The following is a 13,245-nucleotide window of genomic DNA, read 5'->3' as shown; positions in this document are numbered from 1 at the left end:
GCGTCTGCCCCCCGTCCGGGTGGCGCATCCGGCGCGTCGGGTTCAGCCCACGTCGTCGAAGGCGTCGGCGAAGTCCAGCCCGTCGAGCCCCGGCGCGTGTCCGGTCCCGGTCCCATGGCCCTCGCTGACCACCACCCACACGGTGACCTCGCCGGACGAGCTGTCGCGTACGCCCCACTCCTCGGCGAGCGCGCTGATGATGTTGAGCCCGCGTCCGCCGCGCGCCGTCACCGAAGGAGTGGCCGGAATCGGCCTGGTGGGACCGCCTCCGTCCGTCACCTCGACGGTCAGCCCACCTGTTCTGTCGACGCGCCATGCGGCACGGACGTCACCGTCACCCACATCTGTGTGTCGTCCCAGCGGCCTGCCATGTCGACAGGCATTGCTGAGAAGTTCGGAAAGGATCAATACAGCATCGTCGACGACCGAATCCGACACCCCGTAGCTGCGCAATTGCTCACGCATCCGGTGCCGCGCCCGGCCCACGCCCGCAGGGCCGTGGGGTACGGCCATGCTCGACGACGTGGGCACTTCTTGTGCCACCACCAACGCCACCCCCGAGACCTCCTTTGCCCCACGCCACGGAGTGAATGCCCTCCTGGACTGGGCCGGAAACCGGCCCATGGTCTGCCGGTGACGCACTCGTAACGATCGAATACAGACCGAATGCGCCGGAGTACTCCCTGTAACTGATGTTAAAAGTGACCCAGCTGCGACAGAACCTGCTTTGGGCGATTCGTGATGATTGCCTCGACACCCAGGCGAGCGCAGAGCTCGACGTCCTCCGGTTCATCGACCGTCCAGACGTGCACGCGATGGCCCGCGCGGTGCAGTCGCTCGATGTAGTCGGGGTGACTGCGTACGATCCGCAGGCCTGGACCGGCGATCCGGGCACCGGCGGGCAGCCGCCCGTCGCGCAGCCGCGGTGAGACGAACTGCATCAGATAGACGGTGGGCAGGGTGGGTGAGGCGGCCTGGATGCGGTGCAGGGAGCGCGCCGAGAAACTCATGATGCGCACCGGCGAGGGGGCGTCTGCCGGTGGCGCGTCGAGCTCGAACCGCTTCAGGAGGTGCAGCAGCCGTTCTTCCACCTGGTCGGCCCAGCGCGTGGGGTGCTTGGTCTCGATGGCCAGCTGCACGGGGTGCCCGGCGGCTCGCGTCTCGACGACCAGTTCGAGCAGTCGCTCCAGGGTGAGTACGGAGGTGAGCTCGCCCGGCACCGGGTCCCAGTCCGGGGACTCCTCACGGTCCTTCCAGGAGCCGAAGTCGAGTGCGGCGAGTTCGGCGAGCTCCAGGGCGGAGACGGCGCCCCGTCCGTTGGACGTGCGGTTCACCCGGCGGTCGTGGACGCAGACGAGGTGGCCGTCGGCGGTGAGGCGTACATCGCACTCCAGGGCGTCGGCGCCGTCCTCGATCGCCTTCCGGTATGCGGCCAGGGTGTGCTCGGGTGCGTCGTCGGACGCTCCGCGGTGTGCGATGACCTGGATGGGGTGGTGCAGGGTGTGCTGCCGTGCGTGGGTCACCACGTCATCGTGTCACCGTGGGGCGACGGGTGCGTGCACCTCGCAACGAGGGACCGTTTTGCCGGATATAAAGATTGGTGTGCGGACGCACAGGTCCTGCTTACAGTGGCCTGACGGGTCATGGGAAAAGCTGGCTCCAGACACGTGCACAGCGGATCTCTTGCCGAAACTGATGAGGAACCGAGGAGTAAAGAGCTGTGAGCACCGAGAACGAGGGCAACGAGGGCACCGCGGCTCAGGCCGTTCCGTCCGTTCCGTCCGCACCTCCCGTGCCGGCCGCTGCTCCTGAGGACACGCCTGCGTCCCCGCCGGCGCCCGCGAGGCCGGAATCGTCGGAAGCGACGGCAACGCAGCAATTCCAGCAGCCGCAGCAGCACGCGCAGCAGCCGGAGCAGCCGTCCCAGCAGCCGCAGCGTCCGAATGACTGGCCGCCGCCGCAGCCGCCGCAGTCCCAGCCCGCGGGTGCCTGGCCGCCGCCCCCGCCCGCTGTTCCCGCGTACGCCCACGGTGCGGGTGGTGACGGTGGTCCCGTGTGGGGCGCCCCCGGTCTGCAGTCGCCCGAAGCCCCGCGCAAGCGGCGAGGCGGCGGCCTGGTGGCGGCGGTGGCCGTGGCGGCGCTCGTGGCGGGCGGTGTCGGCGGCGCCCTCGGCTACTGGGCGGCCGACCGGAACGACACCAACTCCTCCGGTTCGACCACGGTCGCGGCGTCGTCCAACCCTCAGGTCCTCAAGCGCGATCCCGGTACGGTCGCGGGCGTCGCGGCCAAGGCGCTGCCGAGTGTGGTCACCATCAACGCGCAGAGCGGCGACGGTGAGGGCGGCACGGGCACCGGCTTCGTGTACGACAAGGAAGGCCACATCCTCACGAACAACCACGTGGTGGCCTCCGCGGCGAACAGCGGCCAGCTCACGGCGACGTTCTCCGACGGCAAGAAGTACGACGCCGAGGTGGTCGGCCGCGCGGAGGGCTACGACGTCGCGGTGCTGAAGCTCAAGAACGCACCATCGGGCCTCACGCCGCTCGCCCTCGGAAACTCGGACCAGGTTGCGGTCGGTGATTCGACGATCGCCATCGGTGCGCCATTCGGTCTGTCCAACACGGTCACGACGGGCATCATCAGCGCCAAGAACCGCCCGGTCGCCTCCGGCGACGGTTCGGGCGGCAGCAACTCGTACATGAGCGCACTGCAGACCGACGCCTCGATCAACCCGGGCAACTCCGGCGGTCCGCTGCTCGACGCGCGCGGCGCGGTCATCGGCATCAACTCGGCGATCCAGTCCACAGGCAGCAGCGCCCAGTCGCAGGCGGGATCCATCGGCCTCGGCTTCGCGATCCCGATCAACCAGGCGAGGAACGTCGCCCAGCAGCTGATCAAGACCGGTCAGCCGGTCTACCCGGTGATCGGTGCCACGGTCACGATGGACGAGAAGACCGGCGGAGCCGTCATCTCGGACCAGGGATCGGGCGGCACCCCGGCCGTCTCGCCGGACGGTCCGGCGGCCAGGGCCGGTCTCAAGGCGGGCGATGTCATCACGAAGTTCAACGGCTCGGTGATCGACAGCGGCCCGACTCTGATCGGCGAGATCTGGACCCACCAGCCGGGCGACAAGGTGACGCTGACGTACAAGCGCGACGGCAAGGTGTCGACCGCCGAAGTCACCCTGGGACAGCGCAAGGGCGACAACTGACCGGATCGGCTGTCCGTAGTCAGGAAAGACGCACGAGGGGGGCTGCCGAGCGATTCGGCAGTCCCCTCGTGCGTCCCGTAGGGCCGCGGTGCCGGGCCGGGGCGGTGCGGAATCTCGTCCGCAGGGTGCGGCAGTCGTTCAGCTTGTGTTGATGCTGCGGACGGGTGCCGATTCGCCGTGTGTATCGGTGCCCGGTAGGGGGTTCCCGGCCGTGACGGCCGCAGGGGTTACTGACTCGGTGCGCAGACTTCCTCGACATCCCACTGGGTGCCGACTCTGCTCAGTTCGGCGTGGAGATCTGACGCCGGGGCCCTCTCCTCCAGAGTGGCCGGACGCTGGAAGATCCCGTCGTACCTGCTGAGGTGCGGAGAGCAGGCGGCTTCGCTCGGAGCGAGATCCATGCGGGGTCGCTGCTGTCCGGGATCCGGTGCGGGTACGGCCGATTCGGCACCTGTGACGGCGATTTCGGGTTGCCGGGAGTCCGGTCCGTGACCGTCCGCCCCTGGAGCGCCACCACCGGCCTCGGGGCTCCTCGCCGCAGTGAGCCGCACTGCCGGTCTGCTCCTGGCGGGACCGACCATTCCAGGGCTTGCAGGTGAGGCCGTACGGGGAGCGTGCAGGTGAGTGTCCGTCTCGCCCTACGACCCGGCAAGGTGATGGGATTCCTCTACGAGTGAGCGGAGTTACGTGTCCTGCCGCGGCGCACCCTGCGGCTGGGGACGCGAGACAGGGGCGGCGGTTCCCCGGTGTCGATGGACACATGATCAGCTGACCGGGTGCGGCCACTCATGAGACCGGCCAGTCACACCGGAAGCACCCAGCCGGTAGGCTGTAGCCCGCTCCGCAGCAAACAAGGCGGGGCGAAGGTGGGTTGCCCGAGCGGCCTAAGGGAACGGTCTTGAAAACCGTCGTGGCAGCGATGTCACCGTGGGTTCAAATCCCACACCCACCGCAGCAGGTCAGTGTCTGCGCTGGCCACAAGGGGTGCCCCTGACTGGGGGCGCCCCTTTCAGCTCTCGTTGCGAGGAGGGCGAAGGCGTTGGGCCTGCATTCCGCCATGGGAGTCGGGGCGGGTGACGAGGAACGTGCCGTTGTGCGGGCTCGGCCGCAGCGCTGGAGGCCGAAGTCAACGCGTATATGGCTGAGCTGACTGACGAGCGTGACGAGAAAGGCCACCGGCTCGTGGCGCGCAACGGCTACCACCAGCCGAGGAAGGTCACGACCGCGGCCGGGACGGTCGAGGCGAAGGCGCCGCGGGTGAACGACAAGCGGGTCGATGAGGCCACGGGTGAGCGCAAGCGGTTCTTCTCGGCGATCCTGCCGCCGTGGTGCCGCAAGTCCCCGAAGGTCAGCGAGGTGGTGCCGCTGCTCTACCTGCAGGGCCTGTCGTCAGGCGACTTCGTGCCCGCGCTGGAGCAGTTCCTCGGCTCGGCGGCCGGCCTCTCACCGGCGACGGTCACCCGGCTCACCCAGCAGTGGCAGGCCGACCACCAGGCGTTCGCGAGCGCGACCTGTCCGGCAGCGACTACGTCCCGTCTACGTGTGGGCCGAGGGCATCCACCTGCGCATGCGCCTGCGGGAGGCGAGGTCGTGCGTGTTCGTGCTGATGGGTGTGCGCGGACGGCACCAAGGAACTGATCGCCATGAGCGACGGCTGCCGCGAATCTGCCGACTCCCGGGGCGTCTTGCTGCGCGATTGCCGGCGCCGCGGGATGCGCGCTCCCGTCCTGGCGGTCGGCGATGGCGCGCTCGGCGTTCGTCACCGTCCGCCTGCGCACGAAGGTCACCAAGGGCGCCGGCAGCCCGGCCGCCGCCTTGGCCATGGTCTTCAAGCTGGTGGAGTCCGCACAGCAGCGGTGGAGAGCCGTCAACGCACCCCAACCTCGTCGCCCTCGTCCGCGCCGGAGCCTGTGTCGAACGCGGCCTGCTGGTCGAGCGCCGGGACCGGGTGGCGTAAGGCAGGCATTCGGCGTGCCGGGCGGACTCCGAACGCCCGCCGCGCTGCCTGAGCCGACGGGTAGGGTCCGTGCCGACAGTCAAGGGTCGGGGAAGGGCAGGAGCTGGGGTGGGCGCGTCATCGTGGCAGTACATCGAGCCTTATGCCGGAGATGTCGCGGCGGACTCGGCCACCGCGCGCGTCTTCCCCCGTCGGGCGGGCTGCTTTTGGTGAGGGAGAAAGCAGCCCCGACCGGAAGGTGGCAAGCGAACCCACTCCGACTTTTAACAAAAATATAGAAAATCGGCTGAAATTGAGATATATACCATCACGGGCTTTTTTGCGAATAAGCAGCAGAACCGTATTCTCCGTGTGGCGTCAACCACGGGTGAGACTCTGGGTCGTGGTGGGTGTCGTGGCCCTCGGATTCCTCATCGCGCTGGAGATCGCCGCACGTCGCTACGGACTGCCGGGGCCGATCACCAACCAGGCGCGAGAGGTGATATTCGCCCCCAAATCAGGCTTCCTGTTGTACGCCGGTATGGCGTTGATGATGGTGGTGCTCACCTGGCGACAACGGTTCATCGCGGCTGCTGCCGCGATCGGCATCGACGTCGCCTTCTTGGTGGTCCGGTGGGCGGTCGACGCCAAGATGACCGGCGGCCACCCCTTCGGCAACGGTGCGTTGTGGGTGCTTCTGGGCTATGCGGCCATCGCTGTCACTCGCCGTACCGGCCGGGAACGTGTCCTGCTGCTGAAGGGCGTCGGGCTGGGCCTGCTGCTGGTGGCCGGCCGCAAGACCGGCGACACCTGGCTACTCATCACCTCGAAGACCCGCCCAGCGGTGCTCGACCAGTACGTGGCAACCGCCGATCACGCGCTGGGCAACCCGTCGTGGCTGGTGGGCCGGATCGTCACGGCCACCGGCCCGATCGGTTTCAATTTTCTCGACATCGTCTACGGTCAGCTCGCGGTGGCCGCGGTCATCGTCGCGCTGTATCAACTGCGTAACGTGGCGGTCGAGCGCCGCTTCCCGGGCCATCATCTGGTGCGCACTTTTCTGGTGATCGGCCTCCTCGGGCCCACCATCTACATGATCTTCCCCGTGGTCGGACCGATCTTCGCCTACGGCGCCGGCGCCGAGCACTGGGCGACGGTCAGTCTGTGGTCGGAAACGCCGCCCAGCGAGCAATGGGCGGTGGCCAACCTGTGGCCGGAAACGCCGCCGCTGATCAATACCCCGCACCACATGCCATTCGACGAGATCACCCCACGGAACTGCATGCCCAGCCTGCACACAGCGTGGGCTACCGCGATCTTCATTCATTCCCGGACGGGCCCACGGATTCTGCGATTCGCAGGCACGTTCTGGCTGATAGCTACGCTCTGCGCAACGCTGGGATTTGGCTACCACTACGGCGCGGATCTCATTGCCGGCGTGGTGTTTACGCTCACGATCGAGGCAGCTCTGCGCTCGCTCGACCGCGGCTGGGATCGATCAGGGATTCAGTTGGTCGCTTGCGGCGCAACCGTCTTCGCTGCGCTCTTGGTGTCTTATCGCTATCTGCCGTTGGAGATGGCGAAGCATCCGTGGGTGTCCGGACCACTTCTCATGCTGGCGACGATCTCAGTGGTCTACGGCTATGTAAGGACCACCGCACGGTGGGAACCGAGGACCGCACCAGCGCGGCAACCGGAACCGCAACCCGGACTGGTTTGAACCGAGTTGCACCAGGTTGTGGGCTGAGCGCTACCCGAGTGAGGCCGGGATGGTGGGGTGTGGCGCAGGTGGCACGTCAGCCCATGACTGACAGCCGTCCAGACAACACAGAAGCCCCGGGCCGCCCTTGAGTTCTAGTGGTCGTCGCAACACCCCAGCTCAGGGGATGCGATGGAATTCGAGATCCGGGAGGACCGGCACCGGAAGGGGCGCCGTCTGACGCGTGAGCGGGAGGCATACCTTCAGCTCATGCAGCAGGGACGCAGCAGCACAGAGGCATGCCGGATCGTGGGCATCAACGTGCGAACCGGCAAGAGATGGCGCAACGGCTGGCACGGGTCCGGCACGAGGGCGCGAGTCACCGTGGGTTCAGATCCCACACCCACCGCATCATCTGTGAAGGGGCGTCCAGGAGGGCGCCCCTTCTGCGTGTCCGCCCGGCACGTCCGGTCAGGGTGACCGGTCGGGGCCGTCCTCCGGGCCGACGGGGCGGCCGGAGGTGAGGCGGGCGGCCGAGGCGATGGTGGCGCGGGCTTCGTGTTCGGTGAGGCCGGTGCGGACGGCAGCTCTGGTGAGGGCATCCGCGAGGGCGTCCCCGAAGCCATGTTCGTACGCACGGCAAGCCGCCCAGAACAGGCGGGTGTTGCGCTGTCCTTCGTGTGCTGCGAGGACGAACTGGACCAGGCCCTGGCCATGGTGGGGGCGGTTCGAGGGGCGGTGAGGGCGCGCGGGGGGTGTGAGCAGCCGCAGGAGTGCGCGGGGGCAGGGGGCCGGTGCGAGATCGGCGGCGCCAGGGGCGAGTCGGTAGGTGCCACCGGTGGTGACCGAGCCGGGGCCGACCAGGTAGCCGCCGGCGCCGCGGATGTCGATGCCGGAGGCGAGGCGGCTGGCGGAGTTCGGTACGGACACCCCGGGTGGGCCGGTGAGCCAGATGTGGCGGCCGCCGCTCGGTGTGATGACCGTGACGGTCGGCGGAATGGTGAACAGGTGGTGCAGGGCCAGCTGCTGGAGGGCCGTGGCGGAGTCGTTGCGGCCAGAGGCGTCGATGTCGAGGTCGATGCCGATGAGGTGGTGCGGGGCCCGGCCGCAGGCGATGCCGTAGCCGGTGGCCCACGGAGCGGCGGCGAACAGGGCTCGTACGGCGGCGGGATTCGTGGTGGCGTCATGGACCCCGTGTCCTGGAAGGCCGCAGGCGCCCCGGCAGCTGACCGGCCTGTCGTCGCCGCGGTGGGGGGAGCGCAGGGCGGGGAGCTTGGTGGCGGACAGCGGGATGACGGGGAGCCCGTGCTCGGCGGCGGAGAGCGCGTGGGCGAGGGCCAGGGTGGCGGTCTGCCGGTCGGTGATGGCCATAGTTCATTTTCGTACATGTGTTCGAGAATGGGAAGAGGGTGGGCGGGGTCGGCGTGCCGGTGGGCGGCTCGGGGTGACTGAGGGTCGATGGGGTGGATTGGTAGAAAATGTGCAGTAATGCTTTCCCTCTTGGGGTGCGCGGGATCGCGGGGGCGCGAATCCATGCGTCGGGGGACTGGGGCTTTGGCGGGGTGCGGAAGGTTTATCGGGTGTTCCTCATGCTTGCGGGGGAATTGAGGATCATAGGCGGTTCGTCAGGGATTCGGTGGGCAACTTTGGTCTCGCGACGTCGTGACCAACACCGGGGCGGTCGGCCAACCGCCCCGGAACGAGCTGCACTTCCGGTTCCTGGAGGAATTGACATGGCAAGCATCCGTACCGCTCGCGCCCTCGCCGCCGTTGCCGCGCTGCCTCTCGCCGCCGCACTTTTCGGCGGCGTGGCCCAGGCCGACAACGGCTCGGTTGCGAACAACGGATCGAACGCGGGTGTCGCGACGATCAGCAGCAGTGGAGTCGGTAGGGACAACTTCGGCAACTCGTTCACGTCGCAGCAGCAGGCCACGGGCTCCGGGGCATCGAACCGTAGCAACTCGGCGCAGGTGAACGGCTCGGCCTTCACTGTGATCGATCAGTCCAGCAGGAATCTCGCGGTGTACTTCACCAAACTCTGGTGAGCCGGGGTCCACTGCGGACCGGTCGGGGGCCGGGGCGCGGTGGGGTGAACAGCGGCCTGCGTGAGGACACTTCGGTTTCCTTGCGCAGGCCTTCGCGTTCCGGAGGATGCGTACGGGAGCGTCCGGACGTCGCCGACCCTGACACGGCCACTTCACTTTGTCCGGGCTGATGCAGCTGGAGGAGTTCGGCTTCTGCGGACCGGGCGAGGCAGCCGGCTTCGTGGCGGACGACGCGCTGCCCCTGAACACGCATGGAGGTCAGCTGGGGGAGGCGCATCTGCACGGAATGAACGGCATCGCGGAGGCGGTCCGGCAGGTCCGGGGCACGTCGGTGAACCAGATATCCGGGGCGGCCAGAACCCTGGTCACAGCGGGCACAGGGGTACCTGCCTCGGGACTGATTCTGGGCACGGACGATTGAGCGTGGGGCAGGAGCGGGCCCGTCGCCCCGGCGGGACGACCCTGAGTCCTGACAACGAGCTCTACTCCTCCAGGAGGTGGGGCCGGCCCCACCCCTACAACCTGAGGCGGACGTGGCTTCGGGACCTGGGGCCGATCCCTCGGATAGCACCCGCTCCTAGCGTGGAGCTATGACCACGCCAGTCTGCACGGGCGCCTCCAGGGGAGCCACTGCCGCCACCGGACACGCGCCGCTCAACTCACCGGCGTCGCAGACGCAGCATGCGTCGCATGGTTCGCAGGGATCGCACGGTTCGTATGCGGGGCGGGCGCCCTACGCTCCCTACCCGACGTTCTCGTCGTTCGTACGGGCGCGGGGGCCCGTGCTGCTGCGTACCGCGCGCTCGCTGACCGCGAACCCGAGCGATGCCGAGGATCTGCTGCAGACCGCGCTCACCAAGACGTACGTCGCGTGGGAGCGGATCGAGGATCATCGGGCGCTCGACGGCTATGTCCGTCGGGCCCTGGTGAACACCCGGACTTCGCAGTGGCGCAAGCGGAAGGTGGACGAGTTCGCCTGCGAGGAGCTGCCCGAGCAGGAGACGGCTCCGGCGCCCGATCCGGCCGAGCAGCAGTCGTTGCACGATGCGATGTGGCGAGCCGTGCTGAAGCTGCCGGACCGGCAGCGGGCGATGGTTGTCCTGCGCTACTACGAGGATCTCAGCGAGGCGCAGACCGCCGAGGTGCTCGGGGTGTCCATCGGAACGGTCAAGAGCGCGGTGTCACGGGCGCTCGGCAAGCTGCGCGAAGATCCGGAACTGGCACCAGTCCGCTGACCCCGCGAGCCCGTCGGTCCGTGAGCCGGCTGATCTCGCCGGCTGACGTAAGCCCGCGGTCCGGCCAGTCCGTGAGCTTGTGAGTCCGTGACCCCACTCGTCGGCAACCAGGCCGTCGAAGTTGACGAGTGCATGGAAGATGTCGAGGTCACCGGCGGATTCTGGTCCGCGGTCCCGGGATTCCGTGCCCCGGGCGCTCCGCCGATGCGTGCGGGAGAAGTCGACGGACACCGATTCGTATGCCCGGGACTAGTGACATACCAATTGGTATGTGCGCAGAATCAGCGGAACCTTACTGCCGCGTAGCGCCCACCGGGAGGACGCCGTGCTGAGCACCATGCAGGACGTACCGCTGACCGTCACCCGCATCCTGACACACGGGATGACGATCCATGGGAAGTCGCAGGTCACGACCTGGACCGGCGAGCCCGAGCCGCAGCGGCGAAGCTTCGCCGAGGTGGGCCGCCGAGCCACACAGCTCGCCCATGCCCTGCGCGACGAGCTCGGTGTCGTCGGCGACATGAGGGTCGCGACCCTCATGTGGAACAACGCCGAGCACGTCGAGGCATACCTTGCGATCCCCTCCATGGGTGCCGTGCTCCACACGCTCAATCTGCGGCTCCCCGCCGAGCAGCTGATCTGGATCGTCAAGCATGCCGACGACAAGGTCGTCATTGTCAACGGCTCGCTGCTGCCGCTCCTCGCACCGCTTCTCCCGCACCTGACGTCGATCGAGCATGTGGTCGTCGCGGGGCACGGTGACCGTTCCGTGCTCGACGGTGCCGCGCCGCGGGTGCACGACTACGAGGAGTTGATCGCCGGTCGCCCGACCAGCTACGACTGGCCGGAACTGGACGAACGCCAGGCCGCCGCCATGTGCTACACCTCCGGCACCACCGGCGACCCCAAGGGCGTCGTCTACTCCCACCGCTCCGTCTACCTGCACTCCATGCAGGTCAACATGTCGGAGTCGATGGGGCTGACCGACAAGGACACCACGCTGGTGGTCGTTCCCCAGTTCCACGTCAACGCGTGGGGCCTGCCGCACGCGACGTTCATGTCAGGCGTCAACATGCTGATGCCTGACCGGTTCCTGCAGCCCGCCCCGCTCGCGGAGATGATCGAGCGGGAGAAGCCGAGCCACGCCGCCGCAGTCCCCACCATCTGGCAGGGTCTGCTCGCCGAGGTCACCGCCAACCCGCGCGATCTGACCTCGATGGCCCAGGTCACCATCGGCGGCGCCGCCTGTCCGCCCTCCCTCATGGAGGCGTACGACAGGCTGGGCGTCCGTCTCTGCCACGCCTGGGGCATGACCGAGACGTCGCCGCTCGGCACGATGGCCAACCCGCCCGCCGGACTGACCGCGGAGCAGGAGTGGCCGTACCGCATCACCCAGGGACGATTCCCCGCCGGAGTCGAGGCGCGACTGGTCGGCCCCGGCGGCGAGCATCTGCCCTGGGACGGTGAATCGGCCGGTGAGCTGGAGGTCCGCGGTCCCTGGATCGCCGGCGCGTACTACGGCGGCGCGGACGGCGAAGCGCTGCGCCCCGAGGACAAGTTCAGCGAGGACGGCTGGCTGAAGACCGGTGACGTCGGTGTCATCAGCGCGGACGGGTTCCTCACCCTCACCGACCGTGCCAAGGACGTCATCAAGTCCGGCGGCGAGTGGATTTCCAGCGTCGAGCTGGAAAATGCCCTGATGGCGCACCCGGATGTGGCCGAGGCCGCCGTGGTCGCGGTCCCGGACGAGAAGTGGGGCGAGCGTCCGCTGGCGACCGTCGTTCTCAGGGACGGCGTGACCACGGAGTACGAGGCGCTGAAGGCGTTCCTCGCCGAGTCCGGCATAGCCAAGTGGCAGCTGCCGGAGCGCTGGTCGATCATTCCGGCGGTGCCGAAGACCAGCGTCGGCAAATTCGACAAGAAGGTTATCCGCGAAGCGCATAGGTTGGGGCAGCTGGAAGTGACCCGAGTCGACTGACCCTGGCCGCGTCCGCCGGCCGCCCGGCCCTCGATCACCAACCGCGTCCCCGACATCACCCCACTACGACGGACCCCATAACCTCACCTGGCGCGGACAACGGGTCGGAAACCGGCTGCCCGCCTGGAGACGGAGATGGCAAGGTGTGAGCATGGTGTTCCTGCGCTGCGAAGCCGTCCGCTGGGTCGACGACGAGCCCCGACCCGGACTGGTCGAGGTCCGGTTCACGGACGCCTGCAACCAGCAGTGGACCTTCATCGACAAATGGCCCGTCTTCAGCGGTGAAAACCTGCACCCCAACTCCAGCTACCCCGTCAAGGTCGGAATCCTCTGCGACATCCTGGCCAGCGGCAACAGCTCGGGCAGTGCGGACACGGTCAAGATCTCCGTTGCTCCCTGGGGACTGGAACCACTCGAAGGACGCGTCGAGTTCGAAGTGCGAGCTGATCAATTGACCACCAGCTGAGGTCCACGATCACTGGGGGCCCGCCGGCCTGACGGCAGGCGGGCCCCCAGCATGTTCTTCGATCCCCACTTTCCTCACATCGTTCAAGCGGCAACGAAATGAGGTGAAGAGCGACATTGGCCGTTTTCAGTGGCGTGAGCGCGAGTACCGGCAACGTAGGCGGCACGCCTGCGCCGGCCAGCGGCTGCTATTGGGATGCCCCCGGGGGGCGTAGCCGGGGTGGGGGTGGTCGAGCCTGGCGAGCAGGGCCCGGCGGGCGCCGGTCCTTCCGTCATCGGTACGGCGGCGTGCCTCGGCCGGGTCGGCGTGTCCGAGGGCGGCGGCGATCGCCTCCCAAGAGTGCCCGGAGGCCAGCAGCGCATTGACCGCGGCGCCCACGGCGACGGTGGTGGCGGTGTCGGCCCGGCTGATCTCGGTGAGGGTGTGGAGCAGGTCGGGCGCCGACTGCGCGTCGTCGAGGTGGCGGCGCGCATCGGCGGAGGACCGGCCGACCGTGACCCACCAGTCGGCCGAGGTGTAGCCGGGGTCACGGTGGCGGGCGGGTTCGTCCGGGAGACCGGAAGGCGCGGTCATGTGATCGTCTCCGGGGGAGTTGTCACCGGGGAGTTCCGGCCGACGCCACCAGAGTGTACTCACTAGACCGTACATTGCTACGGTTCCGCGGGTCTGCCTGCC

General features: G+C 68.3%; 10 protein-coding genes, 1 tRNA gene and 3 pseudogenes. 10 read left to right on the top strand and 4 right to left on the bottom strand.

The genetic code is table 11. The features are described 5' to 3' along the window. Positions 1-42 precede the first annotated feature (42 nt). Both AB0I23_RS14925 and AB0I23_RS14920 read right to left on the bottom strand, forming a co-directional pair. The gene (locus tag AB0I23_RS14925) at positions 43-642 is read right to left on the bottom strand and encodes an ATP-binding protein (protein ID WP_359109598.1); all 600 of its coding nucleotides are present in this window, start codon (positions 640-642) and stop codon (positions 43-45) included. Positions 643-695: 53 nt separating this feature from the next. After that, positions 696-1,523 carry a glycerophosphodiester phosphodiesterase gene (locus tag AB0I23_RS14920; RefSeq protein ID WP_359109597.1) on the bottom strand — a complete coding sequence of 276 codons (828 nt, stop codon included), beginning with the start codon at positions 1,521-1,523 and terminating at the stop codon, positions 696-698. Positions 1,524-1,720: 197 nt separating this feature from the next. Here AB0I23_RS14920 and AB0I23_RS14915 point away from each other — a divergent pair, with 197 nt between their 5' ends. The 5 genes and pseudogenes from AB0I23_RS14915 to AB0I23_RS41680 all read left to right on the top strand — a co-directional run. Next, a complete protein-coding gene (locus tag AB0I23_RS14915) occupies positions 1,721-3,211 on the top strand; it encodes a S1C family serine protease (protein ID WP_359109596.1) in 1,491 nt (496 codons plus the stop codon). Positions 3,212-4,076: 865 nt separating this feature from the next. Further along, a tRNA-Ser gene (locus AB0I23_RS14910) sits at positions 4,077-4,163 on the top strand. Positions 4,164-4,315: 152 nt separating this feature from the next. Beyond that, positions 4,316-5,168 (top strand): annotated as a pseudogene (locus tag AB0I23_RS14905) (transposase); the annotation flags it as partial. Between the two features lie 382 nt (positions 5,169-5,550). Beyond that, entirely contained in the window at positions 5,551-6,867 is a 1,317-nt protein-coding gene (locus AB0I23_RS14900; protein WP_359109595.1) for a phosphatase PAP2 family protein, read from the top strand. Between the two features lie 171 nt (positions 6,868-7,038). Further along, positions 7,039-7,212: pseudogene (locus tag AB0I23_RS41680) on the top strand (helix-turn-helix domain-containing protein); the annotation flags it as partial. Between the two features lie 105 nt (positions 7,213-7,317). Here AB0I23_RS41680 and AB0I23_RS14890 read toward each other — a convergent pair. Beyond that, positions 7,318-8,217 (bottom strand): bifunctional DNA primase/polymerase, encoded by a 900-nt coding sequence (locus AB0I23_RS14890; RefSeq protein WP_359109593.1) that lies wholly within the window; start codon positions 8,215-8,217, stop codon positions 7,318-7,320. Between the two features lie 362 nt (positions 8,218-8,579). On the opposite strand from AB0I23_RS14890, the gene AB0I23_RS14885 reads away from it, so the two are divergent. From AB0I23_RS14885 to AB0I23_RS14865, 5 genes and pseudogenes are all read left to right on the top strand, one after another. Then, positions 8,580-8,891 (top strand): hypothetical protein, encoded by a 312-nt coding sequence (locus AB0I23_RS14885; RefSeq protein WP_359109592.1) that lies wholly within the window; start codon positions 8,580-8,582, stop codon positions 8,889-8,891. 142 nt (positions 8,892-9,033) lie between these two features. Next, a pseudogene (locus AB0I23_RS14880) lies at positions 9,034-9,312 on the top strand (thiolase C-terminal domain-containing protein); the annotation flags it as partial. A gap of 169 nt (positions 9,313-9,481) precedes the next feature. After that, positions 9,482-10,126 (top strand): SigE family RNA polymerase sigma factor, encoded by a 645-nt coding sequence (locus AB0I23_RS14875; protein ID WP_359109591.1) that lies wholly within the window; start codon positions 9,482-9,484, stop codon positions 10,124-10,126. Positions 10,127-10,451: 325 nt separating this feature from the next. Continuing rightward, the gene (locus AB0I23_RS14870) at positions 10,452-12,104 is read left to right on the top strand and encodes a long-chain fatty acid--CoA ligase (RefSeq protein WP_359109590.1); all 1,653 of its coding nucleotides are present in this window, start codon (positions 10,452-10,454) and stop codon (positions 12,102-12,104) included. A 151-nt stretch (positions 12,105-12,255) separates the two neighbouring features. Then, positions 12,256-12,570, top strand: coding sequence for a hypothetical protein (locus AB0I23_RS14865; RefSeq protein WP_359109589.1), 315 nt, complete (start codon positions 12,256-12,258; stop codon positions 12,568-12,570). 126 nt (positions 12,571-12,696) lie between these two features. Here the strand turns inward: AB0I23_RS14865 and AB0I23_RS14860 are convergent, their stop codons facing one another. Next, positions 12,697-13,143, bottom strand: a complete 447-nt coding sequence (locus AB0I23_RS14860) for a hypothetical protein (RefSeq protein ID WP_359109588.1) — start codon at positions 13,141-13,143, stop codon at positions 12,697-12,699. Positions 13,144-13,245: the final 102 nt, after the last annotated feature.

The sequence above is a fragment of the Streptomyces atratus genome (assembly GCF_040655115.1).
Classification (GTDB): domain Bacteria; phylum Actinomycetota; class Actinomycetes; order Streptomycetales; family Streptomycetaceae; genus Streptomyces; species Streptomyces atratus_D.
The sequence above is the reverse complement of the archived record's forward strand: the minus strand, read 5'-3'. Positions and strand labels throughout refer to the sequence as shown.

What these genes read in the sequence shown, in the direction of transcription:
- AB0I23_RS14890 (WP_359109593.1), bottom strand. Translation starts at nt 8,217, where the DNA reads ATGGCCATCACCGACCGGCAGACCGCCACCCTGGCCCTCGCCCACGCG.
- AB0I23_RS14885 (WP_359109592.1), top strand. Translation starts at nt 8,580, where the DNA reads ATGGCAAGCATCCGTACCGCTCGCGCCCTCGCCGCCGTTGCCGCGCTG.
- AB0I23_RS14875 (WP_359109591.1), top strand. Translation starts at nt 9,482, where the DNA reads ATGACCACGCCAGTCTGCACGGGCGCCTCCAGGGGAGCCACTGCCGCC.
- AB0I23_RS14865 (WP_359109589.1), top strand. Translation starts at nt 12,256, where the DNA reads ATGGTGTTCCTGCGCTGCGAAGCCGTCCGCTGGGTCGACGACGAGCCC.
- AB0I23_RS14860 (WP_359109588.1), bottom strand. Translation starts at nt 13,143, where the DNA reads ATGACCGCGCCTTCCGGTCTCCCGGACGAACCCGCCCGCCACCGTGAC.